The organism is Sphingobacterium daejeonense (assembly GCF_901472535.1).
In the GTDB taxonomy this organism is placed as follows: Bacteria; Bacteroidota; Bacteroidia; order Sphingobacteriales; family Sphingobacteriaceae; genus Sphingobacterium; species Sphingobacterium daejeonense.
Genome location: NZ_LR590470.1, coordinates 2,899,355 through 2,923,224, shown reverse-complemented (window position 1 = coordinate 2,923,224; position 23,870 = coordinate 2,899,355). Strand labels below are relative to the sequence as shown.

Here is a 23,870-nt window from a genome sequence, read left to right as displayed (position 1 = left end):
AGCCTCAGATTTACTGATAGATTTAGTTGCAGAACATCCGCATAAAAGAAGTAATAAGCTGATGAATAAAATTTGATATTTCATAAGTTTATAGTTTATTTTTTCTTAATTCTTTTTTCAAAACTTTTCCGGTAGCGGAGAGGGGCAGTTCTTTTACAATTTCAATGATCCTTGGATATTTATAGATGGCCAAATTTTCTTTAGCCCAAGAAATCAAGATATCGGGTTCAACATTTACTGCCTCTTTCAGTACGACGAATGCTTTGATTTCTTCACCTAATTTTTCGTCGGGTATCCCAATCACCGCTGCTAATGAGATCGCAGGATTCTTCATCAGTACTTCCTCGATTTCTCTCGAATAGACATTCATACCGCCCCGAATAATCATATCTTTAGTTCGGTCCACAATGAAATAAAAGCCATCCTTGTCCCTATATGCAACATCGCCAGAATGCATCCAGCCATCTTTAAGAACTTCTGCCGTTGCTTCTGGATTTTTATAATATCCTTTCATCACATTATGGCCTTTATAGGCTAATTCTCCTGGTTGATCATTGGATAATTCCCTTCCATCAGTATCGACGATTTTAACTTCAACTCCCCAAACAGGCACACCTATGGATCCAGGTTTTGTGCCAATATTATAATCATTAAAGGTCACAACGGGAGAACCTTCGCTCATGCCATATCCTTCTAAAACAGAAACTTCAAATCGTTTCTCAAAATCTTCCAAGACCTGTACTGGCAACGAAGCTCCCCCAGAAACACATGTTCTCAAATGTGTTTTGATTTGATTGTCCGGAATGTTCTCATGTTTATAATTCAAAAGTGACCAATACATGGTTGGTACACCGGCAAAGATGTTGATCTTATATTTATGAAAATTTTCCATAATAACGGCTGGATCAAATTTTGGAACAAATACTTGATGCACTCTCTGAAAAATCCTGCATTCATCATCGTGGTCATCCCAAAAATATGGAAGAGAGGGAGGACTACTAATTGCTTGTCACCTCTTTTGGTCTGAAATAGATCTGCTACTAAATTGGCATTACAGAAAAGATTCATATGGCTGAGTTCTGCACCTTTTGGGTGACCAGTGGTACCTGAGGTGTAAATAATTATGGCAGTATCATTAGGCTCTGTGATTATGGTTTCAAAAAAATCGGATTGATTGGTGATAAGTTCCTCAAAAAATATTTTAACATTTCCATTCAAATAGTCTTCCTTTTCCAACTGTACAAAATATTTGCAGCTTGGCGTATTTCTAAAGGCATCCCATCCATAAGTTCCAATGGGTAAAGCTTCAGAACCTTTGCTGCAGAAATATACTTTTGCATCACTGTTTTCTAAGTGATACGCTATTTCTTCTGACTTAAGCAAGATATTTAGCGGAACGACGACCATTCCAGCCTTTAATGCTGCAAAATATACAAGAGGAAAGTGAGGAGTATTAGGAATAGACATCGCTATTTTATCTCCCTTTTGAAGTCCAAAAACCTTAAATGCGTTGGCTAATCTATTGACTTTCCGATTTAAATCTTGAAAGGTCAGGTCATTTTGCATAAAGCTGATGGCAATTTCATTTGGAAATCGTCTAGCAGAATCTTCTAATATTACGGCGAGATTGAACATAATTTTATACTGGTTGGGCCAAGCGTGGTGCAAATGGCATTTGATTTCAGTAAAGTTATGTTAGCATAGTAATCAAGAGTATATCGAAAAAGGAGTTTTTTGATACCAAACAGGAATTTTTATTTTGAATCGGTAAAAGAAACTACCTCAGTCGATCTTGTAACGGGGTAACTCCAAAATATCGCTGATATAAATTAGCAAAATGTCCTCTATTGCTATATCCATACATATTGCAAATATCTCCAATTGGAAGATCTCCATTTAGTACCATTTGGCGTGCTTGTTCAAGTTTCAACTTGATCAAATATTGGTGGATCGGCAGCCCGTAGATTTTTTTAAAATTTCTTTTGAGGTCGAATTCATTGAGTCCTACTTTCCTGCTGATCTCTTTTACAGAAATTGATTCTTGAATATTTTCATGAATAATCTGCTTGGCATTCTGAATTATGGTTTTTGTTTTATCGGATACGCCTTCAAAATTATGATCTATACTGAATGTCTTTTGGAACTCTAACCAATAGTGCAGAAATTCCAGCATTTTGCTTTCCAGTAACATAGCTTTTTCGATGTCCATTGGAGATATTTCTATGATTTGCTTTTGAATGTATCGAATATTTGGATGGTCACAGAAAAGTTTAAAGCAATCTGATATTTTCTTATTGCTAATAGTAAGATACTTTTCAGGAATAAAGAACCGAAAGCCATCGACTTCAGTTATGTCCCATTCAAATTTTTTCTCGCCTTGAATTCTTGCGGAACTTAATTGCCCGGCTTTATCAATTCTAAAATCAACCAATCCTTTTTCACCAACAGGATCATTGGAAATAAAGTGAGTGTTCTCGTTGAAATTCCATTTACCTCGTATAAAGTGAAAATCATTTCGGATAAATAGGAGCAATCCTCCGGAGGCTATTTCTTGAGGAGTAACAATTTGAACAGAATTCCAAGCTGAATGATCATAGAAATGGTAATTCTTGGTCAAAGAATTTAGATATGCATGCGGGTTTATATATGGGATATTTAATTCCATTGTTGCATAAATTGGTCAATAGCTGATTCAAGGAATCATTAACATCTAATATAAAGCTTGGTGGTTAATTAAACAAGTTTCGTAAAGATTTATTTATTGTCAATGGAGGAATTGTTAGTTGAGTTTAGGACAGGAAAAGAAAAAAGAAGCTTATAATAAGCTTCTTCAAAAAATATATTGATTTTTAATTCTTAAGCGCTTCTTGACACTTTGTATTCGTGTAAGGATTTTTGCAACATTTTACGTGCTACGTGAATCCTTGTTTTGACAGTTCCGTCTGGAATCTGAAGGTGTTCTGCAATTTCGTAATACTTATATCCTTCGAAATGCATCACAAAAGGTGTATAATAAGCCTCAGGTAAAGTCTTTAAAGCTCTTTGAATATCAGCATTCATAAATGATGATTCAGCTTGGTTTTTTACAGAAGAGCGACTTAAATCTGCTGGTGAAAGTTCCTCTTTCTGGCTAATTAACTTGGTACTAATAGATTTTCTGCGGTAATCATTGATAAATGTGTTTCGCATGATCGTATACATCCAACCAGTTAAATTCGTACCTTCCTTAAAATTCTCGAAATACCGAAAAACTTTGATCAAAGTATCCTGTAAAAGGTCTTCAGCATCATTGTGATTGTTGGTGAATTTCTTGGCATAGTCCAATAATAAATGAGACTGCCCCATCACGTCCTTATTAAAATTATATTTTCCCATTTGTTAGTGTTTTTTAAGTTAAATGTGTGAATTGTATTTATTGTTATTCAAAAACCGATTCACTTATCATAAATTGCATTTTATTATTTTGAATAAATTACAATCTATTGTAAATAAGTGTGTTGCGAAATTTTATATGTTGTAACACTTAATATTAATTATTGAATTTTAATAAAATTGTCCTGAAATCAAGACAAGTATAAACCGTATTATGAGCAAGTTTTAACATTTCCTTAACATTTGGAACAGGTGTTTATTTCGAATATTTCCTTTCTGTTCCAATTAATAATCAATCCAAAAAATTAATCCATTTTGAATATTAAATCCTTTTTCAGACCAAAAAATGGCTAATCCTAGCTATTGCATTTTCAACCAATCAAGTTGAAATTTAATACGTCTTTTTTACTAACCATGAAATGAAAGTTGCTGAAACGAAACCCATAGCAACACCTGCAAAGGCACAAACTTCTTTTTTTAACAAGGGAGCCGAACCTTCTTTTTTCAATGGATCAGTACAAAGACAGCCTTTTTTCAAAAAAGAAAATATAGAATCCACTATTCAAACGAAGCTCAGAGTAGGACAAGTCAATGATAGATTTGAAAAGGAGGCAGATAACACTGCTGATCAGGTTTTGCAGAGATTATCTAATCAAAAATCTACTTTCGGAAATCAAAAGATACCTATAGATCATAAAATTTCAGCCTACGTTCAGCGTAAATGTGAATCCTGTGAATCTGAGAAAAAAGTTCAGAAGAAAGAAGAAAAGATTACGACCTCTAATAATGAACTAAATGTTCAAAAAAAAGCTGAAGTAATCAATGAAGACTCTAAAGTTCAATTGAAGGCAGAAGTGCGATATACTGAGGCAAAATTTGAAAAAGAAAAATTAAGACTAAGAGCTGAAGAATCTTCAAATAAGAAATTATCTGAAGAACCACTTCAGCGGAAATGTACGGATTGTGAAAAGGAACTAACAAAAAACACTGATGATATTGAAAGAGGGCTTTCTGCATCGAAAGGTACAGGAAGACCGATGTCAGGACCTATCCTCAAACAAATGGAAAGTTCATTTGGAGCGGATTTTTCTAGTGTTAGGATACATGACAACAATCTCGCAATTCAAATGTGCTCAAAGTTAAATGCTCAAGCATTTGCTCACGGAAATGATATTTATTTTAATACTGGTAAATATGATCCTAATAGTTCTACTGGCATTCATTTATTGGCACATGAATTAACTCATGTCATACAGCAACGAGGTATAAAGGAAAAACAGGTTCAGCTCAAGGGTAGCCATGTTAATACCTTAGCTACACCCGTAGCAATTGCTGAACCTGTAATTTCTGGGAAAGTAGAGGAAGAAGAAGATGGTTTCTTGCTGGAAGCTGCCAAAGATGGATTATGGGCAATCCTTAGGGAAGCATCTCCTGAAATTCATGATATTTTTAGATATAAAGGTTTTATAAACTGGGCCAAAGATAAAATCTCAAGCTTTATATCCAGTACCGTTAATTCCTTGTCCGCACCTATAAGACTCGGTGCATCAGTTTTAAATATACTGCGTGCTAACTTTGACCAATTTAAGGTTTGGCTTGCCTCTGCAGTTGAAAGATTAAAACAGGGAGATTGTACCCCGTTTTCTGAAGCTACCCAATTTATAACCAATATACTAGAAGGCATTGCTGGCCCAGTATTGGAGAAAATCAAGGAATTCTTGCGTCCTATCAAGGCGTTTATTGATATGGTCTGGAATGATTTCGGAAAGCCACTTTGGGATTTTATCAGTCGTGTATTTGGAAATATTTGGGATAGTATCAAATCGGTGGCGGATAAAATCTGGAACCATATCAAATCAATTATCTCTGTATATGCAGATATCTGGCATTGGTTTGCGCGTGCCATTGGCTTTGAGGGTGATGATCAAGATAGTCTTTGGGAACAAGTGAAGCGGAAGGTTTTGGACCTATGGAATTTCATAAAGCAAAAACTTGAACCTTATAAAACTCAATTAATGGTATTGGCAGGTATAATCTTGCTATTATCACCTGCAGGACCATTTATAATCGCGGGAGCAGCTTTAACAGGTATTTTATTTTTGGCGAGTAAGGTTAGACATTATCTAAATGACCGACAAGCCATCATCAGAGAAAGGGGTTATGTGAATGGGGTGCTGATTCCTGCTCTAAATAATCAGATGAAATCCTTAGCCAATATTCTGAAAGCTAAGGCTAATATGATACTTGCATCCCTCCGAGGTTGTTTAATCGCTATTCATAGCATTTCTCAAGATATGGGTGAAATTGCTTTGTCAGCCTTAAATTCCATTGTCAATTGGCTAACGGATAAGTTTACCATCATGACCGTTTGGGCAGAAGTTCAATTGTCTTTATTGGTGACAATGATGGATGCTGCATTCAATCGAATCAAGCAAATCCTTCATCCAATAACTGTTATCCTTCGCAAAGTTGGCTTGGCTCTCGCTGATTACTATAAATTACCGTTTTTGGTTTTGGATACCTTGTTTCATAAAATTCCTAAATGTATTAGGGATCGAATCATTGCCTTTATGGTAAAATATGTTTTCAAGCATATTCCAATCTTGCGAGAAGTCAAAGATGTGGAAGGCGCATGGGCAAAAATGCAGAAAAAAGCAATCAAGCTAATTGAGATGGTTTTTGTCCATGGCGACCTGATGGGAGCATTGTGGGAAGTTTTCAATCTATTATTAGAAGCTCTCAAATTTCCTAAAGAGCTTGCTGTTAAGGTGTTTAATAAGACCTTCGATGTATTTGATACCATAATTGAACAGCCTAAGGTTTTCTTCGTGAATATGCTTACTACGGCTAAACTTGGATTGATAGGATTCTTTGAACGCAAATGGTTCCATTTAAAGGAAGGATTTACAGCCTGGCTATTCGATGCTGTAAAAGGTTCTCCAATTTATATTCCAAGAGCATTTTCATTCTCCGAAATTTTCAAAATGTTGGGCAGTCTCTTCAGTGTGGGCATGGAAAAAGTCTATAAAAGCATTGAAAAGAAAAGAGGTGCTGAACTTGCTGCAAAAGTACGTCGCTGGCTTGGTTATATTTCTAGAGGGGCAGCCATGGCCTGGTCATGGGTCAAAGCTTTACATGAAAATAGCTTGGACGAAACCATTGATATGATAAAGGCTAAAGGAGCTGAATTGTTACATGTATTGACGGACTCGGTAATCGATTGGATCGTTAGCAATATCATCGCCAAAGTTTCAGCTAAACTGATTTCTATGCTTGATCCAACAGGTGTGATGGCGGTCGTTAATTCCATTGTTGCATTCTACAATGCCGTAGAAATTGCCATTGAGAAAGCTAGAGAAATTTTACAGTTGGTAGAGAGCGTTTTGGACAATGTTGCTGATGTGATGGCAGGAGCATTTACGAAGTCTGCACAGATGTTTGAAATTGGACTGCAGCGAGCAATTCCTTTGTTCCTGGAATTTCTAGCAAATCAGGTGAGCATGGGAAAAATTGGTAAAAAGATCCGGGAAATGGCGAAGGAGGCAGAGAAATGGATAGATGAGAAAATCGATTGGTTGGTGGATAGGTTGTTGGCTGCAGGGGATTGGTTGGTTGAGACAGGGAAGAAAGCAGTAGATGCATTTTTAGGTTGGTGGAAAACTAAAGTTGATTTTCAAGATAAAGGTGGGGAAAATCATGAGCTTTATTTTAAAGGCGAGGAACAGAATGCAGAGTTGATGGTAGCAAGTAATAACCCAAAACCATTTGTCTCTTTCATTAAAAATGTTCAGGTAACAGATGATAAAAATAAAGAGAATGCAAAGAAAGAATCGCTCATATTAATGGAAGAGATCAAAAAGATCACAAATGCATTTCCACCGCAGAAATCATTGTCTTCCGAAGAAAAAAAGAAAATTTATCAAGATAGAAAAGATAGACTAAAAGAATTGATGGGGCAGCTTTCTGCGTATGTCGCTGACCTGATTTCCGAAAAAGATCTGCCAGACGGATCCTATGAAAATCCAATTCCTATCCGTTGGACTAAACGTGGGCACATGCAAACTGTAAATGATCTTATCCCAAAGGATTCTTTGTGGAAAATGAAGGGAATGAATCCACCTGATCCAATTGAATCAGCTTCCATTTATCAAAAAACCAGGTTAGAAATTCCTCCAACCAAAAAAACTTCTTATAAAGACAAGAATAAAGAAACAGGGGAGGGAAGCAAGTTTATTATGATCGGTGTTGATGCTGAGAATTTTCCAGATATAGGAACAAAATTAATCCGTAATAAAAAAGACGGTACCAGTGAAAAAGATCGTTTTAGGTCTTTATTAGTCGATAATTATTATTTGGATCTGAATAAATACGATGTCGACCATGTAAAGGATTTAGGTTTCGAAGGAAAAGATAAAGTTTCAAATTTATGGCCATTATATCGCGATCTAAACCAGAAATGGGGAACTATGGTTTATAATCAACCTGTAGTTTACAAAGATAAAGAAGGGAAAATGCAAGTTAGCAAACCGATGGATTTATATAAAAAATGGTTCATAATTAGGGAAATAGGAGATTTGTAAAAGTATTTAAGTATGGTTCCAAGATGCCATTGCTCAAAATAAGGTTAGAAATATTTAGTTCAAAATGAAAAAATATAGAGAACTGTTTGAAAGGATTATTTCTGATTTAGAAGGCTATTCAGAAATTAGTATAAAGGAAGCAGAAATAGGCTATCCTTCTCCAATCGATGAATTCAAGCAAATTGAATCTGATTTTCAGATTCAGTTATCAGAGGATATTAAAGCTTTCTATACTGAAATCGGATTTGTAAATATTAGCTGGAGCTTCAAGCATGAACTTGAAATCAAGGGAAAAAGGTATCAAGTCAATGGTAAGATCTATATTCTTACTCTCCATGATTCATTCTATGGATTTGATAATCTTGGTTGGCAGGATGTGCTATGGTTTAAGGATTTAGAAGATCAAGAAAAAATGAAAAACTTAAGACCTTTTGACTTCTATGATATGGAAGAAAATGGATGTGTATGTTTTAATATCGATGATAATAAAGCTGAAAAAGATTTAATAATCTATAGTACCAGTGAAGGCTATCACCCTATAAAATTGAATATCGAAGAATATTGCGATTTACTCACTCAAACCAAAGGTCTAGACCAATCCCAATATCTTTTGGTCAAAGTTCCTATCAATGAAAATGAAATCTTCCAAGCTAGGATGGCCGATTTTTTACCATTACTCATCAAGGATAAAAAAGAATTTGAACGCTTTAGGAAAAATGGTAAACTTTGATTTCCCTGCCTTATCTTCTAAATCAATAAGTCATTAAGTCTCTATTTGAAATAAAATATGTGAATAGATTGTCAAGATAAAGGATTCTAAAGTTTTTAGGATAGTTTTCTATACCTTTGTCCTTTCATCAAATATTTTTCAAAGGTGTCATTAGATAAATTAAAACTAAGCAAGCGTCTTCATTCAAATATGAGTGAGTTGGGTTATTTTACGGCAAAGGAATTTCAATTGCGGACCCTTTCCCGTATTGTGGGTGGACATAGCGTTATCGGAATTGCTCCCGATGGTGCCGGAAAGACCACAACCTATGTTCTTGGAGTTTTAATGCGCCTGAAATATACGGATGATGAAGCGCCAAAGGTATTGATATTAGCCCCAAATGAAGAACGAATCAATGAAATCGTTGAACGTTTCTATACTATCAGCAAAAATAAGAACCTGCATATCATGGGACTGAAAACCAGCGGTGGGATGGAAGAGGAGATCGAAGACCTGGTGCGCGGGGTAGACATCGTCGTTGCTACACCTCCTCGTGCCAGAGCTGTATACCTTAAACTTGGCCTAAACTTAAATCGTATCCAGACTTTTATCATCGATGATGCCGAAGAAATCGTAAAACAAGGTATGCAGACCAATGTTCGCGAATTAGCACAGTCTTGCGGAAATGTACAGTATTTGGCTTTCAGTACCGTAGAGCATGAAAAACTACATTTGATGATTGATCCTTTTATGCCTTTCGCAACATTGATCGAAGTAGATGACTTAGGTGATGTGGAAACTGAAACACATGATTTAATGCTCTATCAAGTTCCAAACTTTACCACTAAAATCAATTTACTCAACAACCTGATGCAAGATGACGATGTCTTTGATAAGGTCGTTGTGTTTGTCAATACAAAACAAACTGCACAAAACTTACTCCATAGATTGCACGTCAAAAAAGGTGAAGCCGCAATACTTAATCCGCTATTCTTCGATGACCCTGGGTTTGACGATATCAATCTATTTAAATCTAACCCGAAGGCAAGAGTTCTAATAGTTGCCAATGAAGGCCTGGAAAATATCGACCTCAATGGAATTCCATTTATCTTCCATTTTGAAATCCCAGAAAATAGAGATGAATTTATTCAGCATGTTCTCAAAACTCCAGAGGAAGAAGCAATTGCGATAACATTTGCAACGGACATAGAACTGCCAGAAGTGAAGAAAATTGAACAGTCGCTAGGCAAAAAGATTCCTGTAATGCCATTGCCAGAAGAATTGGTAATCTATAAGCCGTCAGACGCACCTAAAGAAAAAGAGGTAATCGATGAAAGTCGTGGCGGTGCATTCCATAAAAAGAAAGAAAGCAACAGCAAAACTTATAATTACGGAAGCGGAGAAAAGGCAAGGATGACAAGAAAAAATAAGAAAAAATAACAGAATTATCAGGATTAACAGGATTAACAGGATTAACAGGATTAACAGAATTTAAGAATTGACAGAATTTAAGGATTAAATGGATTAATGTTGGGGTATTAGGTTTTGTTATATTTTGGGTTGAAGATTAGTTTATATTCCAGGCTGACTCCGCCAAAATTTATTAATAATCCTAAAGGGAAATCATACATTTTTACATAATTTTTTGCTTGGGCAAGGTTTGCATCATCTAATTTTATTACAGCCTTCAATTCAATAATTAATTGATTTTCTACAACGAAATCAGCTCTTCTTACACCTACTTTAATGTTTTCATAATATATCGATTGATTCTTTTCAGGCTGAAACTGCAAACCAGACCTATGCAATTCGATCGCAAAACATCGCTGATAGATTTTTTCCTGAAATCCATTACCCAAAGTATTATGAACCTTCATCGCACATCCAATGCAGGTGTAAGTTAATTCATTTTTGAACATGCCTTATTTTAAAAGTTTATTACAATTGATTCTTAAATCCAGAGTCTAGAACTACTTTTCCGATCGTCCTCTTTCATAAAAATAAAAGGATTATATAAATCCCATTTTAATTATCTGTTAAATGATTAATTAAAATCGTTTTTATATAACCCCTTTGCAATAGGCTGTATATATTTTCAGAATGTTAAGTAGTTTTTATAAATTTTTCTTTCCTTATTTTGATATTTGTATTCAATTTATATAGACCATGCAAAAATTCTGTTAATTCTCTAATTCTATAATCCTGTTTTTCTGCACTTAATTGTCTTTCTACCTCTACCTTTTCCAATAATTACTGTAGGTCCTGACACCTGCTGTGAAACAACTACTGAATTACTTCCTGTTTTATTCCAAATGACATTGTTGAATGTCTTTCCATCTTTTAATTTGAGAGGAAATAGTGATCCATTATTTACTTTGCTGCCAAACATTTTTACCTCTCCATTTCTGCTTATCATAATTCGCAGGATAGGTCTTTCTAAAGTTCCTCTCAGGTCGTAGATCATATCCATATTTTCACCGTATTGAGTGCTGTCTTCAAATTCGATATTTGTAGTTCCCCCTGGTCCGCCAACTGTTTCAAATTGAATTTGATCTCTATCTGAATTACTGAAAATGTGTTTTCCATTGACCTTCATATTAAAGGCATTGTCAAATTGAATAATATCAAACTGGAACCCATAGTTTGCTTCAGGTGCTGTAAATTCGTTGTAAATTAGTTCACCATTTTGGTAATAGCGTCTCTCATCATCCTTATATATTCCATAATAAGTTGTTCGACCTACTCTCCAGCTGGTACCATCATAATCCCAGTTTAGATCCGCCGAGGTCACATCTTGAAGACAGGATTTAATCTTGATTATTAAATTGTATCGATGTCCTGGAGTAATTTTGATGTCGGGGATTGAGATTTCTGTTTTTGTTTCCGAATCAATGACCATGGAAGCAATTTTAAAATTTGCAGTAGTAGTCGATGGACTGATAAGAAATGAGGGATCGCTGGTTATGGTCCTTATTCCGGGCTGAACATTAGGAAAAGGCAACACTAGCATTCGCTTCACCGTTCGGAAATTCTAAGCTTCCATCAATAAACCTTAAAGTTGCCGAATTTTTTGGTTGGTCCAAAAGCTGTTCCATTCAAAGATTCAATAGAACCTGTCATATTTTCGTCCATCTCTAGAGTTGTAGTAATTTGGCTAAATTGATGTTGTAGGATTGCATTTAGATTATTGTCACCCGGGTTAACTTCTAAAGTCTTCTTGAAGAACATCAAATCACTTGTAATATCTTTAAGTTTAGCAGTTTCAAGATTTTCTTGACTTTCGATGTCCGGAATTTCGGTCTTGCTATTTACAGAGTAAACAATAAAAGTATAGGTTTTCGCCAGCAAATAAAGGAAAGGCAGGAGCAGATGTCTCATTTCCGTACACGTAGTCATGGGTTTCTAAATATCTGCCCGATTCGTTGTATACTACGACTCTATATTTAGTGTCTTTTTCAAGAACCTTGAGCACGCTGCTACCAGAAGCTTTCAATGCAGTTGCTGAGCTAGAATTTTTGGTACTACCTTCCATCATTCTAGGTTGTTCAGATTCAGAAACTGTCACTTCGAGAGACATCCCACCGCCTAAGTTAATATTTGATCGCTGAACAGTGCCAGTCGATCTCCTTGTTGTCTGCCTGCCAGCAACAACTATTTTTTCTTCCTCTGGTTCACCAACGGAAAGGTTAACCTTCAGTTTTGCCTCAGAATTTCCTATGGATTCATCCTTGGATTTTTGACAAGAGGCAAGGATGATCAATACGACCAATGCTATAAATGCCAATAATTTAATTCCCTTAATTTTCGTGTTATCTTTAAACATTTTATTCGCTAATTTTTGGTTAAAAATTCCAATCAAACTCTTTAGTTTGATTATCGTCCTGATGCCATTCCTCAAATACTTCATCATTTTCATTGCCTGGTCTGATAAAAGCTGACCCACTGGCAATACCTTCCTCAAGAATGATATTCTCAATGGTAATTATGGGTTTATGGTAATGTTTTTTCATTGTATGATATTGATATTATGTAAATGATAATTCATTGGAGCATAGAAATTTTTAGCTCTTAGAATTGACTTCACAAAATTATTTAGTTAATTGATTTTCCTATTAGTTGTTTTAGGTAACCAAAGTTGTTTGATTGGATTTGTAGATTAGCTTCTACACCGTTACTGGATATCAATATCACTGCAATTATTGATTTTAAGGAATTTAAAATTAACCTAAAAGACATTTTATGTTTATAATTGTTTGATATGCAACAATATAGTAACTTGACTATTTGGGCTAGAAGGTCAATATTTAAGAATAGAATATTTTTTAGAAAAAAAATTGAAAAATAAAGGTTGATTTAAAGCTCTTAAACTAAAATGCTAAATGAATTCCTGAGATGAAGGAAAGGTAATTTATGATGATTTTTAATTTTCTTCTTAAAATCTCCTTCAATCAGCGTTTGGCTGATTAATAAAATTCTAAAATAATTGATTTGGCGGAAGAATAATTTAGGTTAGAATGAATTTTAAATTTTGTAAATCAATCTGATTTGGCATTTAATATTTCATAATTCATAAAACAGGTGGTTTTATCTAGTTAAAGGAAGTGTTAAATACCTTAGGTTGGGTATTTATAAATAAAAATTAAGTAAATAATTTTGAGAAACCAATTTTTTACTGACATGAAAATAGCTAAAATTATTTTGTTTTTCACACTAACAATTTTTATTGGCTTTAAAGATAATGATGATCAAGTTTACTTTCCTGAGCCGACGGAGGTAGAAGAGGAAGAAGAAGAAAAAGAGGAAGAGGAGGAAGAGTCATCATTGATATTGCCTGTAGAAATCAATTATCTTTCTAGTAGTACTAACACTTCTTTTTATAGAAATTATAGATTTAAAGGAGACTATTTAGTTTCTGAAGTCAAAGGAACTGAAGGAGCTTCATACAAAATGAGTTCTAAATCTTATGTATTCGAGAAGGACCATCAGAACTTTGGAGATGTAATCAAGTCTTCAGAACTTAAATTAGGGATGTATACTGTGAATACAGCCTATAATTATGAAGTTTCAAAAGGGATCGTAAGTAAAGAAATAACTGAAAATCTGAGCGGCGGAGTCGAACCAATAGCCACTAAATTTAGAAGAGAATATGTCTATAAAGGAAATCAATTAGTGGTTAGTTATTATGATAGTGAAAATAAAAAGACCAGAGAAATTACATTTACAGGTTCGGAAAACCCAAGTAAAGTTGAAGTTTATATTGCTGCAAAAAAAGGCTCAGGATCTTATGAAGCACAAACTGTGAGTATCAAATATAATACTGATCCCAAAGCTAAAGCACCATTTCATAATGTAAAAGGATGGTCACTGGCGTGGTTATCTGATGAAGTGGTAGATTATGTGGAATCTACCGTGGATTTGGAAGATTTCGTTTTTTACGGACTTTATGACAAAATCAAAATCTTTGATCGATGAAATTCATGTAAAACCCTTGAATACAGGAGTTATGGACTACAGTTATAAAATTTCATCTCAATATGAACTTAATGAAAATGGATTTCCAATTAAAGAAACCCGAAAAAGAACCTTGTTACGTGACGGTTCTTTCTATTCAACCTATATTACTTATAAATACAACAAATAAATATTCCTGAAAAAAGAGAAGGTTAGCAACTGCTAACCTTCTTTTCTCAGAGATAATATAAATTATTCCGCTTTGGAATTTAAGTTTGTATCAGCAATGGATGTTAATTTTTCATCACATGCTTTCTCCTCATCCAAGGTTTTTAATAGAGTTTTTAGTGCATCTTTATGCTCCAATACTTTTGCAAATGCAGCAAGTGTACCATAAGTAGCTATTTCGTAATGTTCTACTTTTTGAGCTGCTGCGATAATACCAGCATCACGTACTGCTCCTGGCTCTGTTTCTTCCATTATGCCCTTTCCTTCCTCTAACAATCCTGCCATAGCATCGCATTTTTCAGCCTTTGCTTTTACGCCAATGGATTTAAAAACATCTTCCAATCTGCTGACATGTTCCTTGGTTTCCTCAAGATGTCCCTGTATGGCAGCCTTCAATTTTGGAGAAGTAGCATTTTTCTCCATTTTAGGCAATGCCTTTACAAGTTCTTTCTCTGCCCAGTAGATGTCCTTTAAACCATCTTCAAATAAATCCTGCAGATCTTTTGCTGCATCCGATTTTGCTTTTACTTTTGTCTCTTTTGTTGTTGTAGCCATAGTAATTAATGATTTAATTTATACCCTAAGGACAAAGATTTCAGCAAATAGTTCTTGAAAAATTAAAAATATTTGTTTGACCATATTCTTATTCAGTTTAACATGTTTACAAAACATTTCTTCATTTTTACCGTTTATTAAATAGCAATAAATGAACTAATTATGAAGTTAAATGTTATTCTCTTTTTTCTAATTATTTTAATTACAAAACAGGTCAGTGCACAAGAAGTAACTGTAAAAGGAATCATTAAAAATTTACCGGACAGTGTTGGTTTTATAAATTTTTCTACCAAGGAAGGCTATCATTATATGAAGATCAACAATGGGAAATTTGAGTTTAAGGTCCATGCTGGATCTGGGAAAGATAAATTGTATCATGCCTATTTTGTTCTCACTAAATCTGAATTCCCAACCTTACTGAATTTGCAAGATGCACTATTTGATAGGAGTGAGGTTTCATGGGAAAAGGATCCAATAGCAATATTAATCGACTCCAATCAAATGGAATTAGAAATAGATGCTAAAGAAAAGTTAGCCCTGATTAAAGGAAGCCAAATCAATAAACAAAACTCCGAAATGCAAAAGTTATCTCGAGAGAAACGCAAAATCTATGAACAAAAAATCCTCCCTCAGGAAGAAGTTGCCAAATGGGGATTGGCAGAAAACCTGAAAATTGCGCAGAAATACCCTAGTTCCTTGCTTACTATAAACTACGTGAACAATCTTTTAAAAGATCCCTTTATGGGAGCCGGTCTACAACAACTAACGCATGGAAGCTTAGATACCATCAATAACCTGATTGCAGAAATAAAAACTCATCAACTGCCTGATGGAAGTCTAGAAGAATTGCTCAAAAATCAAGAATTGGTAAACAACAGGTATCAACTTAAGGATGGAATTCCGTTTCCAGATATTAGGATGAGCACTTTAAAGAATGAAGAAATCAATATAAAAGATGTATTGAATCAAGCAGATTATATAGTAGTAGACTTTTGGGCAACTTGGTGTAAGCCTTGTTTGGCTCAACATCCTGAATATGAAAGAATAGCCCTTGAAAGTAAAAAGAACATTAAGTTTATTGGAATATCTGTAGATAAACAGGTGGACACTTGGTCTGCGCACTTAAATAATCATCCTTTAAAGTATGATAACTTTTGGTTTGGAGATGATACTTCCAATACACTTAGGGATTCCTTGGGATTAAATAGTTTCCCAACGTATATGATTATTGAAAGTAAGTCCGGAAAAGTAATTCGCACCGGATTTAATATCGACAAAATGGAAGAAGTATTGGCGACAATGGAGTAAGGAAAAAATAAAGATGATGAATAATTCATAGATTAATTCCCGTCTAACCAAATTTTTAATTTATCAACCAAAGGATTGATATATTTTGGTTCAGGTGTGAGTCCAAGGTCATTATTAAAATAACTGCTATTATCGTAAGTACCTTGAATGCTTTTCGTCGTTAGATTAGTTTGAATAAATATTTTTGTGTCTTTTGTACTTTCATTTGAAAACAAAAGATTATAATGAATAATATCACCCTTTTTCAGTCTTAACCATCTTTTGTCTTCGATAACTAGTTTGCATTGAATAAACCCAGACTCCTTATTTGCCGAAACAACAAAAAAATCACTTAAAATAAGATGGGACAATGTGCGATCAAATATCGAATCCTGATGCGAGGAGGCAACTTCAAGAATAGTTGTTTTGGAATTTTCTTGAGCTGAGGTCGCGCTTGTTAAATATAGAAGAAGGAATAATGAAATAATATATTTTATCATAGTCTTAGATTATAACAAACTCAATTTCTGAGTAAAGTTTTGATTAAATATGTATGTTAGTTATTTATTTGAGTATATTCATTCTTAATGGTTTAATATTATTATAAACGAAATTATGATGAAACGCTGGTTGAGTATTGTGATATGTTTGCTGCTTCTGATGCTGAATATCAGCTGTGATCAGATAACAAAGGATTTGGTAAGAAAATCAGTGTCAGAAAATGAAAGAATAAGCTTGATAGGAAAGCATCTGACGCTAACTAAAGTAGAAAATTCAGGAGCTTTTTTAAGTATTGGACAGGAATGGAATGATATTGCTAGGAATTTTTTTCTGATTATTTTGCCATCAATTATTCTATTGTCTGGACTGATATTCATCTTTAAATCCAGAAAAATAAATAAATGGATTTTGATAGGAGCAAGTTTTGTTATCGGAGGTGGAATAGGGAATATGATCGATCGAATATTACATGGTTCGGTAACCGATTTTCTGCATTTAAAGATTGGCAGTTTTCAAACCGGAATTTTCAATATGGCAGATGTGTCCATTATGATCGGAATGGCCTTTTTGATCTATACCTCTTTGTTAAGAAGAAGGGATAATTCTGAAAATTATTATACCTAAACAATCATATTTATGCTTATTCGCAATAGATAAGTTTGTTTGATTTATTGGTTGAATATCTATGCTATTTGAATAGCTCCATTAATTTCGTTCCCGGCTGCAAACTTTTCAGAATCCAAAAAACAACTATAATTATGATTATAGATTTCTTCTCGATAAAAAACTGGATAACTTTATTCATAATAATCAGCTTTTAAAATTGTTATACTAATATACATAAAGTATATTAAATCAAGAGTTTAAATTTTAGTGACGTAATCGCACTCAGTCAACTGTCAAATAAAATATGGAAACAAATCAACCATCTTCAGAAAAACCTAAGCATAATCCATTCGCTCAAACCTTCTTCCATGGAACGAAAGCAGACCTCAAAATTGGAGATTATATTTTCCCAGGCCATGACTGCAATTATATGGAAAACAGAAAATTAAAACATGTTTATGTGTCATCCACATTAACAGCAGCAATATGGGCAGCAGAATTGGCGTTAGGAGAGGGGAAACAACGAATCTACCTCGTTGAAGCAACCGCTGATATCGAAGACGACCCAAATGTCACCGATAAGAAATTCCCCGGAAACCCAACCATGTCATACCGCTCAACAGAACCATTCAGAATTATTGGCGAAGTAGGGCAGTGGCAGCCACATTCCGAAGAGGAAATAAAAATTATGAGAGATGGTTTAAATAAGTTAAAAGATCAAGGACATAATTTGATTTTGGATTGATAGAATAGAATATGGATAAAGATGATAAAATAGTTGTAATTGGATTGGTAATAGTGTTTATTATGGCCGCTATTATTGGGTATTTTATGTTTAGTAATTTGGCGAAGATGTAAATAAGAGGTTTAAAATTAATAATGTTGATATTTTTTATATTTAAACAGTGAGTTTTTCTATTGATACTTTCGATAAAAAAAAGTATTCAATATATATCTTCAGGTCTTTATTTAACTTAAAGACAAATAAAATTCAATTTTGCAGCATTTTATTTTCTAATAAGTCGTCGTATAAAATATACATAACCATTTAATGATGTATTGTACTCTGTCATTCTAAATATAATGTCTTTAATTGTTTCTAATAACTCTTACCCCACCAACATCTTTGCACTTTCTTTCCAAATATAGTTAGGGATGGGTTCTCTTAGCGCCCACTTGATAGACATAGGTTTTGAACCTTCATGCTCAACAAAATTTGCTGGTCCTAGAAATACATAACCTTGTGTAAATTTATTGGCATCTTGCTTTGATTCACGAACAAAAAGTAAAATGTTCTTACCTCTTTCTACTTGTTCAATATAAGACCTTCCTTTTTCAGAGTTTGCTGAGGTTTGATTCTGTGATTGCCAATGAAATAAGGTTTCATTTATAGCATAATCGTCATACATCGTTGTAGGTGAAAAATCTTCTTCGCTTTTCTTTAAGTTTATAAAAAGCGCTTCGGTATTCGTATCCTTATTTAAGGCGACTCCTTCACGATTGGAACTTTGCTTTTCGTAAGTTGATAAGTCTAAGGCAACTAATATTTGCTCACGCGTGTATCTTGCATGAATAGCCAACGGAAAATTGGCAGGCATTAAACAAGGTATTTCTTCAAAGAACAATTGATCTATTTTAACCTCAATAAATTCAAGTATTTCCGCTACCAAAACTTTATTCTTTCCAATCTCACGAATTGCCTCTTCCAAAGATCCACCTAAATTTTGCGTTTGATAAAAATCGTAATAAAACATTAAGACAAAAATCTGCTCTTGCCCTGTCAGCCTCAATCTAGTGATATTGAATTGGTTCTCAGCTAATTTTAAAATAAACTTAAAGTATGTCAAAGATTCCGTTACTATCCACTTCTTTGATAACATGCTTTTGTATTTTTCAGCATTATAAGAATTAATCGAACTTTTAAAAGCCCCCGCTTTCAACTCATAGAAGCTATTATTTTTATAGATATCCGCTAGAGTTAGATTATATATCTTTAAAAAATTCTTTAATGTCAGAGGAGATTCTGTATGATTTTTATAATTGATTAGCCTTTTAATCAACTGTCGTTTATCGAGCTTAGTAGCTCTACGTATATTCTCTAAAATATATTCTTTAGCTTTTCTTTCTAAAACGATGGATGAACCTAATGGAAGATTAGGAAAATCGCGTTCTATCTCATGCGCTACTGTTGTATTCGTCTTGCCAATTAATGCCCTGAACTTATTTTCAAAGTCATACTCTTCTCTAGCCTGACCTACAAAATCTAATACTGTTAATACATCTTTTCCCTCGTGTAATCGCAGTCCACGTCCCAGTTGCTGAAGAAAAATAGTCAAACTCTCAGTGGGTCTCAAGAATAACACCGTATCAATTAGAGGAATATCAACTCCCTCATTAAACATATCGACTACGAATAAATACTGAAGTTCTTTCTTTTTAAAAGCATCCAAAACATCATGTCTACTACTTGAATTATCAGCATTTAACCAAGCAGACTTATAACCTGCTAGATTGAATTTTTCAGCCATATATACGGCATGACCCTTACTTGCACAGAAACCTATACAGGATACCGAGAGAGGATCTTTTGTATACTTATTTAAGTTTTCAATGATATCTCGTACACGTATATCGCTAGCGGTTAGAATATTCGTTAATTCTTCATTGTTATAACGCCCCTTGTCCCATTTAATTCTTGAATAATCTATAGAATCTGTTACTCCAAAATATTGAAAAGGACATAGTAATTTATTATTCAAAGCATCTGGCAACCTGATTTCAGCAGCAATTCTATCATTGAAGTCTATTAAAATATCCTCTCCATCCATACGCTCTGGAGTAGCGGTTAAACCTAATAATAACTGAGGCTGAAAATATTTAATGACTTTTTGATAAGAATCTGCTTGTACATGGTGCACCTCATCTATCACAATATAATCGTAATAGGTACGACTACAAAATGATGCTAAATCCAAATTATTAAAGGTCTGTATCGTAGCGAAAACAGCATTTTTTTGTCCTGGCACATGACCATTCCCCATTAATTCGCCAAAGTTATGATTCAACAAAACTTGACTAAAAGTCTTCATTGCCTGTTGCAAAATCTCAATTCTATGTGCTAAAAATAGAATCTTTGCATTAGGTTGTGTTGATTTAAAATCCTTAAAATCAAATGCTGCTAACATAGTTTTACCGGTACCAGTAGCCGCTACTACCAAATTGCGATTTGACCCATGCACTTGACGCTCAACTTTTAATTTTTCTAAAATCTCTAACTGATAGTGATAGGGTTTTAAGTTAAAAAAAGTTGTTATTTCCGTAGACTTTTTACCAAGATTATTATCTTTTAAAGCTTTAGATAACTTAGGATAATCTCCGGTATGATAACACTCAAACTCTGAAGTAGCCCAATAAGATTCAAAAGTCTTCTTGAACTTATCAATAATATGAGGAATTTCCTTGGTGGTTACTTTTACATTCCATTCCAGGCCATCAGTTAAAGCTGATCTAGAGAAATTAGAAGAGCCAATATAGCCCGTATGATACCCTGTATTCCTGTAAAACAGATAAGCTTTAGCATGTAAACGCTCATTAGAAGTATTGTAGGAAATTTTAATTTCAGTATTAGGCAATTTACTCAAATCTTCTATGGCCTTTGCATCAGTTGCACCCATATAGGTTGTGGTAATTACGCGAAGTTTACCTCCTCGATTTGTGAATTCTTCTAAAGCTTCTTTAAGGATGACAATAGCCTTCCATTTAATGAATGAAACCAGCAAATCAACACGATCTGCTGAACGAATTTCCTTTTTTAGCTCGGATTCAAGTGAAATACCTACATTCCCACCAGTGAATAACTCACTTTGTGTCAAGCGCGTACTAGGCATAATCTCCGACAAATGTAATTTCAAGTCAACATAATCACTATTTAACTTATCAAAAATGCCTTCCAAAATATGTCCTTGAGCATCTAACAAATCTTCATTAAAATCATAGGCTTCAATTTCTTTTGCAAGAAACAACATGATTTTATTCGTGATTTCGATCTGTTTTTCCACTAAAGAAAGCCCATTCTTATCTCCTTTAATAAGATTCAGGGCTGATAGAATAACCTCACTTAAATGCCGACCAAGGTACTGACTAGCTTCCTCCGCATCCAATTTTTTATCGTCAGCAATAAAATATTTATTAGTTTCCAAACCTCTCAACTTCTGTTTCAAAGAAGTCGTAATCAAAGACTCATATATCCCTAGTTCCATTCTGAAATTCTATAATTGGTTTAATATCGTTAAATCAGCAGCTTTTAAATCATACTGGGAGAATTTTTCTTGTAGAATCCATTTATACTGTTCGTGCTCTTCTAGGTTTATAGTTCCCTCCTTTATCGTACATAAAAAAGGATATAAAGTAATGCAGAAGTTGTAGTAATGATGTACTACCTTCTCTAGTGCTCCATCAATTCGAATTAAAATAATTAATTCCTACTGAATTTCACGAATCAGACAATCTTCCAGCCTTTCTCCCTCTTCAAACTTTCCTCCTGGAAACTCCCACTTCAATGGAAGCTTCATTTTCTCCGATCGTTGACAAATCAAATAAACGTTCTCCCTCGCGAATCACCGCACAAGTCACATGAATTATATAATCATCTAATATTGATATTCTGCTAATTTTAAATCTTTTAGTAAATATTCTATTTTTTAGTTTGATTAAAATTTACATAATTAAAATTATCCTTCAATCGCTATCAAGCAAAATTTAAATTCTTCCACTTTTCCTTTGTCCATGGCAAAAGTTGAAAAATCTCTCCATTGTATTAAGTAATCTCTTTTCAATCCTAACTGATAAACATACTCTTTACCCTCTGTCCAATGTTTCTTCTTACTAGCACCTACAGGCACCTGTAAACCGAAATCGTATTTATCCTTTGATATTTTGTCTAAATTCCAACCTATATAATCTTTTGACAAAACCGCTCCATGATGGAATGAAAAGTGTGCATCCAAAGAATTCTTGGCACTTACATCATTCAGATAATATTTTCGATCATTTGTCAAGATAAATACAAAGCCTATTTTAGTAAAATCTTTAAACCCCATCTGTTCAAGATCGACAATTTCTATACGATAGATATCCTTTCTAAAACTATAGCGCCCTACATCATTAGCTCCATGATTAGCTAATGAATAGTTTTCGCCATTCAATTTTATTTTGGCAGTTTTTGTTTTATACTTAATTTCAATAGGATAAATGACGCTAGAACCTCTATCTATGACAAGAATATCTATAGGGGCTCTAGCAATGATATCATCTGAACCTTTAGTTTTCATACCTATACCAATAGGTCTTTCGAGCCTAATCTCATAGGATGGGTAAAGCTCCTTTATCAACCAAGACATCGCTAATTTCAAATCATCCTCAGAATGAAATATAGGTCTTGTTTTCTTTAATTGATCTATAATTTGGTCAAAATTCATAATCTTTTATTTATTTCTCAAACTGCGGAATTGCAACAGCCTCATTAAAATTCACGATCTACTTGCGCATACGACATTTGTCGGAAAAATGGCGACTAAGGTTATTGGTTTTATCAAAGAAGTCTATACAATTGCTAATCTTCAATCCATGGTCTAAATCAAAGTCATCGTCAATAAGTAATAGTCTGCTCAATATTTTTTAATCTACGATTTTCTTCAACACTTAAAATACTTTCAGATTTATACAGTTCGAATAGAGGATCACCGGCAATATCATCATTTTTATAGAGAAAATTATCTTTAATGGATAAAAATCTAGCTGCAATAATTTTTACTAAACATACCTCATCAGCAAAATTGCTCCCTTAGAATAAGGTGATTTAAAAGCAAATAAACCGGCTTCCACTTGATGCGGATTCAATTCTACTTTAGTATCTAAAATAACGTTGCACCGAATTTTTAGGAACTATTCTAACTTGCTTTTCGTGATAATTCGTAAGCGTATTACTTAGCATGGTATTGGTTTATCATATAATAATTAAAATAATTTTAATTCTATGTTTTAGAATTAATAATAATGTTATGAATATACCTAAAAAAGAATATTAACAATACGGAAAACCATAATTATGTTTAAAACTTAATTTTAAAAGCCTGATTATTTGTAAACAGTATTGGACAAAAGATTCGGGGATAGTTATTGAAAGGGGAGATTTAATTTTTTAATTATAATAAGTATTTTTGAGTATGAATTTAATTTTTGTTCGGAAAATACTTATAACAATTGCCTTAATATGTTTTATTGGATCATTTTACTTTATGTTATTTGATAGGAATGAAGCAAATGAAAGATATGGGTATATTCTTATGGTTTCTTTAATTATTTTCACCTTATTATTAAATAAGGTTAATAACCTCCTTAATGAAATAAAATAGAAAAGCCTAACCACTATCATTCTTCTTTCTAACTTTACTCCATGCAACCAATAATAGATTAATGCGACAAGTCATTAATGAATGCAAAGGACCCCATCAAGAAAATTGAAAACCCAGACAAGCGCTCCACTTATCCTTCGGTACATCAATGAATCTGGATAAATTATT

22 protein-coding genes are annotated in these 23,870 nt (G+C 33.8%); 8 read left to right on the top strand and 14 right to left on the bottom strand.

Annotated elements, in window-relative coordinates; genetic code table 11:
• Positions 1 to 88: 88 nt before the first annotated feature.
• The 4 genes from FGL31_RS28085 to FGL31_RS14175 all read right to left on the bottom strand — a co-directional run bounded on the left by FGL31_RS28085 (position 89) and on the right by FGL31_RS14175 (position 3,375).
• Entirely contained in the window at positions 89 to 892 is an 804-nt protein-coding gene (locus FGL31_RS28085) for an AMP-binding protein (protein ID WP_197734279.1), read from the bottom strand.
• Positions 823 to 1,635, bottom strand: a complete 813-nt coding sequence (locus FGL31_RS23740) for an AMP-binding protein (protein WP_197734278.1) — start codon at positions 1,633 to 1,635, stop codon at positions 823 to 825. The genes FGL31_RS28085 and FGL31_RS23740 overlap by 70 nt, the downstream gene beginning before the upstream one ends.
• 142 nt (positions 1,636 to 1,777) lie before the next feature.
• A complete protein-coding gene (locus FGL31_RS14180) occupies positions 1,778 to 2,665 on the bottom strand; it encodes a helix-turn-helix transcriptional regulator (protein WP_138092382.1) in 888 nt (295 codons plus the stop codon).
• A gap of 191 nt (positions 2,666 to 2,856) precedes the next feature.
• Entirely contained in the window at positions 2,857 to 3,375 is a 519-nt protein-coding gene (locus FGL31_RS14175) for an RNA polymerase sigma factor (protein WP_099370921.1), read from the bottom strand.
• Between the two features lie 416 nt (positions 3,376 to 3,791).
• Here FGL31_RS14175 and FGL31_RS14170 point away from each other — a divergent pair, with 416 nt between their 5' ends.
• The 3 genes from FGL31_RS14170 (at position 3,792) to FGL31_RS14160 (ending at position 10,101) form a co-directional block, all read left to right on the top strand.
• The gene (locus tag FGL31_RS14170) at positions 3,792 to 7,952 is read left to right on the top strand and encodes an eCIS core domain-containing protein (RefSeq protein ID WP_138092380.1); all 4,161 of its coding nucleotides are present in this window, start codon (positions 3,792 to 3,794) and stop codon (positions 7,950 to 7,952) included.
• Between the two features lie 64 nt (positions 7,953 to 8,016).
• A complete protein-coding gene (locus tag FGL31_RS14165) occupies positions 8,017 to 8,682 on the top strand; it encodes a hypothetical protein (protein ID WP_138092378.1) in 666 nt (221 codons plus the stop codon).
• A gap of 144 nt (positions 8,683 to 8,826) precedes the next feature.
• On the top strand, positions 8,827 to 10,101 hold the full coding sequence (locus FGL31_RS14160) for a DEAD/DEAH box helicase (protein ID WP_138092376.1): 1,275 nt from the start codon (positions 8,827 to 8,829) through the stop codon (positions 10,099 to 10,101).
• Between the two features lie 98 nt (positions 10,102 to 10,199).
• On the opposite strand, the gene FGL31_RS14155 is transcribed toward FGL31_RS14160, so the two are convergent.
• The 5 genes from FGL31_RS14155 to FGL31_RS22730 all read right to left on the bottom strand — a co-directional run bounded on the left by FGL31_RS14155 (position 10,200) and on the right by FGL31_RS22730 (position 12,671).
• Positions 10,200 to 10,580, bottom strand: coding sequence for a GxxExxY protein (locus FGL31_RS14155; protein ID WP_138092374.1), 381 nt, complete (start codon positions 10,578 to 10,580; stop codon positions 10,200 to 10,202).
• 275 nt (positions 10,581 to 10,855) lie between these two features.
• The gene (locus tag FGL31_RS14150) at positions 10,856 to 11,560 is read right to left on the bottom strand and encodes a hypothetical protein (RefSeq protein ID WP_138092372.1); all 705 of its coding nucleotides are present in this window, start codon (positions 11,558 to 11,560) and stop codon (positions 10,856 to 10,858) included.
• A gap of 143 nt (positions 11,561 to 11,703) precedes the next feature.
• Positions 11,704 to 12,009 carry a hypothetical protein gene (locus FGL31_RS14145; RefSeq protein WP_138092370.1) on the bottom strand — a complete coding sequence of 102 codons (306 nt, stop codon included), beginning with the start codon at positions 12,007 to 12,009 and terminating at the stop codon, positions 11,704 to 11,706.
• Positions 11,966 to 12,484: a hypothetical protein gene (locus tag FGL31_RS14140; RefSeq protein WP_138092368.1), complete on the bottom strand. Its 519-nt coding sequence runs from the start codon at positions 12,482 to 12,484 to the stop codon at positions 11,966 to 11,968. Before FGL31_RS14140 ends, FGL31_RS14145 begins: the two co-directional genes overlap by 44 nt.
• Positions 12,485 to 12,503: 19 nt before the next feature.
• Complete coding sequence (locus tag FGL31_RS22730; RefSeq protein ID WP_171017684.1) at positions 12,504 to 12,671, bottom strand: hypothetical protein; 168 nt, start codon at positions 12,669 to 12,671, stop codon at positions 12,504 to 12,506.
• Positions 12,672 to 13,338: 667 nt separating this feature from the next.
• Here FGL31_RS22730 and FGL31_RS14135 point away from each other — a divergent pair.
• Entirely contained in the window at positions 13,339 to 14,133 is a 795-nt protein-coding gene (locus FGL31_RS14135) for a hypothetical protein (RefSeq protein WP_138092366.1), read from the top strand.
• Complete coding sequence (locus FGL31_RS14130) at positions 14,123 to 14,302, top strand: hypothetical protein (RefSeq protein ID WP_171017683.1); 180 nt, start codon at positions 14,123 to 14,125, stop codon at positions 14,300 to 14,302. Before FGL31_RS14135 ends, FGL31_RS14130 begins: the two co-directional genes overlap by 11 nt.
• Positions 14,303 to 14,364: 62 nt before the next feature.
• On the opposite strand, the gene FGL31_RS14125 is transcribed toward FGL31_RS14130, so the two are convergent.
• Positions 14,365 to 14,895, bottom strand: coding sequence for a YciE/YciF ferroxidase family protein (locus tag FGL31_RS14125; protein ID WP_138092363.1), 531 nt, complete (start codon positions 14,893 to 14,895; stop codon positions 14,365 to 14,367).
• A gap of 162 nt (positions 14,896 to 15,057) precedes the next feature.
• On the opposite strand from FGL31_RS14125, the gene FGL31_RS14120 reads away from it, so the two are divergent.
• On the top strand, positions 15,058 to 16,203 hold the full coding sequence (locus FGL31_RS14120; protein ID WP_138092361.1) for a TlpA family protein disulfide reductase: 1,146 nt from the start codon (positions 15,058 to 15,060) through the stop codon (positions 16,201 to 16,203).
• Positions 16,204 to 16,235: 32 nt separating this feature from the next.
• Here FGL31_RS14120 and FGL31_RS14115 read toward each other — a convergent pair whose 3' ends face one another.
• Positions 16,236 to 16,682, bottom strand: coding sequence for a hypothetical protein (locus tag FGL31_RS14115; protein ID WP_138092359.1), 447 nt, complete (start codon positions 16,680 to 16,682; stop codon positions 16,236 to 16,238).
• 115 nt (positions 16,683 to 16,797) lie between these two features.
• On the opposite strand from FGL31_RS14115, the gene lspA reads away from it, so the two are divergent.
• Together lspA and arr are read left to right on the top strand one after the other, a co-directional pair.
• Entirely contained in the window at positions 16,798 to 17,307 is a 510-nt protein-coding gene (gene lspA / locus FGL31_RS14110) for a signal peptidase II (protein ID WP_232046764.1), read from the top strand.
• Between the two features lie 286 nt (positions 17,308 to 17,593).
• Complete coding sequence (gene arr, locus FGL31_RS14105) at positions 17,594 to 18,034, top strand: NAD(+)--rifampin ADP-ribosyltransferase (protein ID WP_138092357.1); 441 nt, start codon at positions 17,594 to 17,596, stop codon at positions 18,032 to 18,034.
• A 364-nt stretch (positions 18,035 to 18,398) separates the two neighbouring features.
• Here the strand turns inward: arr and FGL31_RS14100 are convergent, their stop codons facing one another.
• The 3 genes from FGL31_RS14100 to FGL31_RS14090 all read right to left on the bottom strand — a co-directional run bounded on the left by FGL31_RS14100 (position 18,399) and on the right by FGL31_RS14090 (position 22,766).
• The gene (locus FGL31_RS14100; protein WP_138092355.1) at positions 18,399 to 21,548 is read right to left on the bottom strand and encodes a DEAD/DEAH box helicase; all 3,150 of its coding nucleotides are present in this window, start codon (positions 21,546 to 21,548) and stop codon (positions 18,399 to 18,401) included.
• A gap of 222 nt (positions 21,549 to 21,770) precedes the next feature.
• Positions 21,771 to 21,860, bottom strand: coding sequence for an NUDIX domain-containing protein (locus FGL31_RS25840; protein ID WP_232046763.1), 90 nt, complete (start codon positions 21,858 to 21,860; stop codon positions 21,771 to 21,773).
• A gap of 159 nt (positions 21,861 to 22,019) precedes the next feature.
• Positions 22,020 to 22,766, bottom strand: a complete 747-nt coding sequence (locus FGL31_RS14090) for a hypothetical protein (protein WP_138092353.1) — start codon at positions 22,764 to 22,766, stop codon at positions 22,020 to 22,022.
• Between the last annotated feature and the right edge of the window lie 1,104 nt (positions 22,767 to 23,870).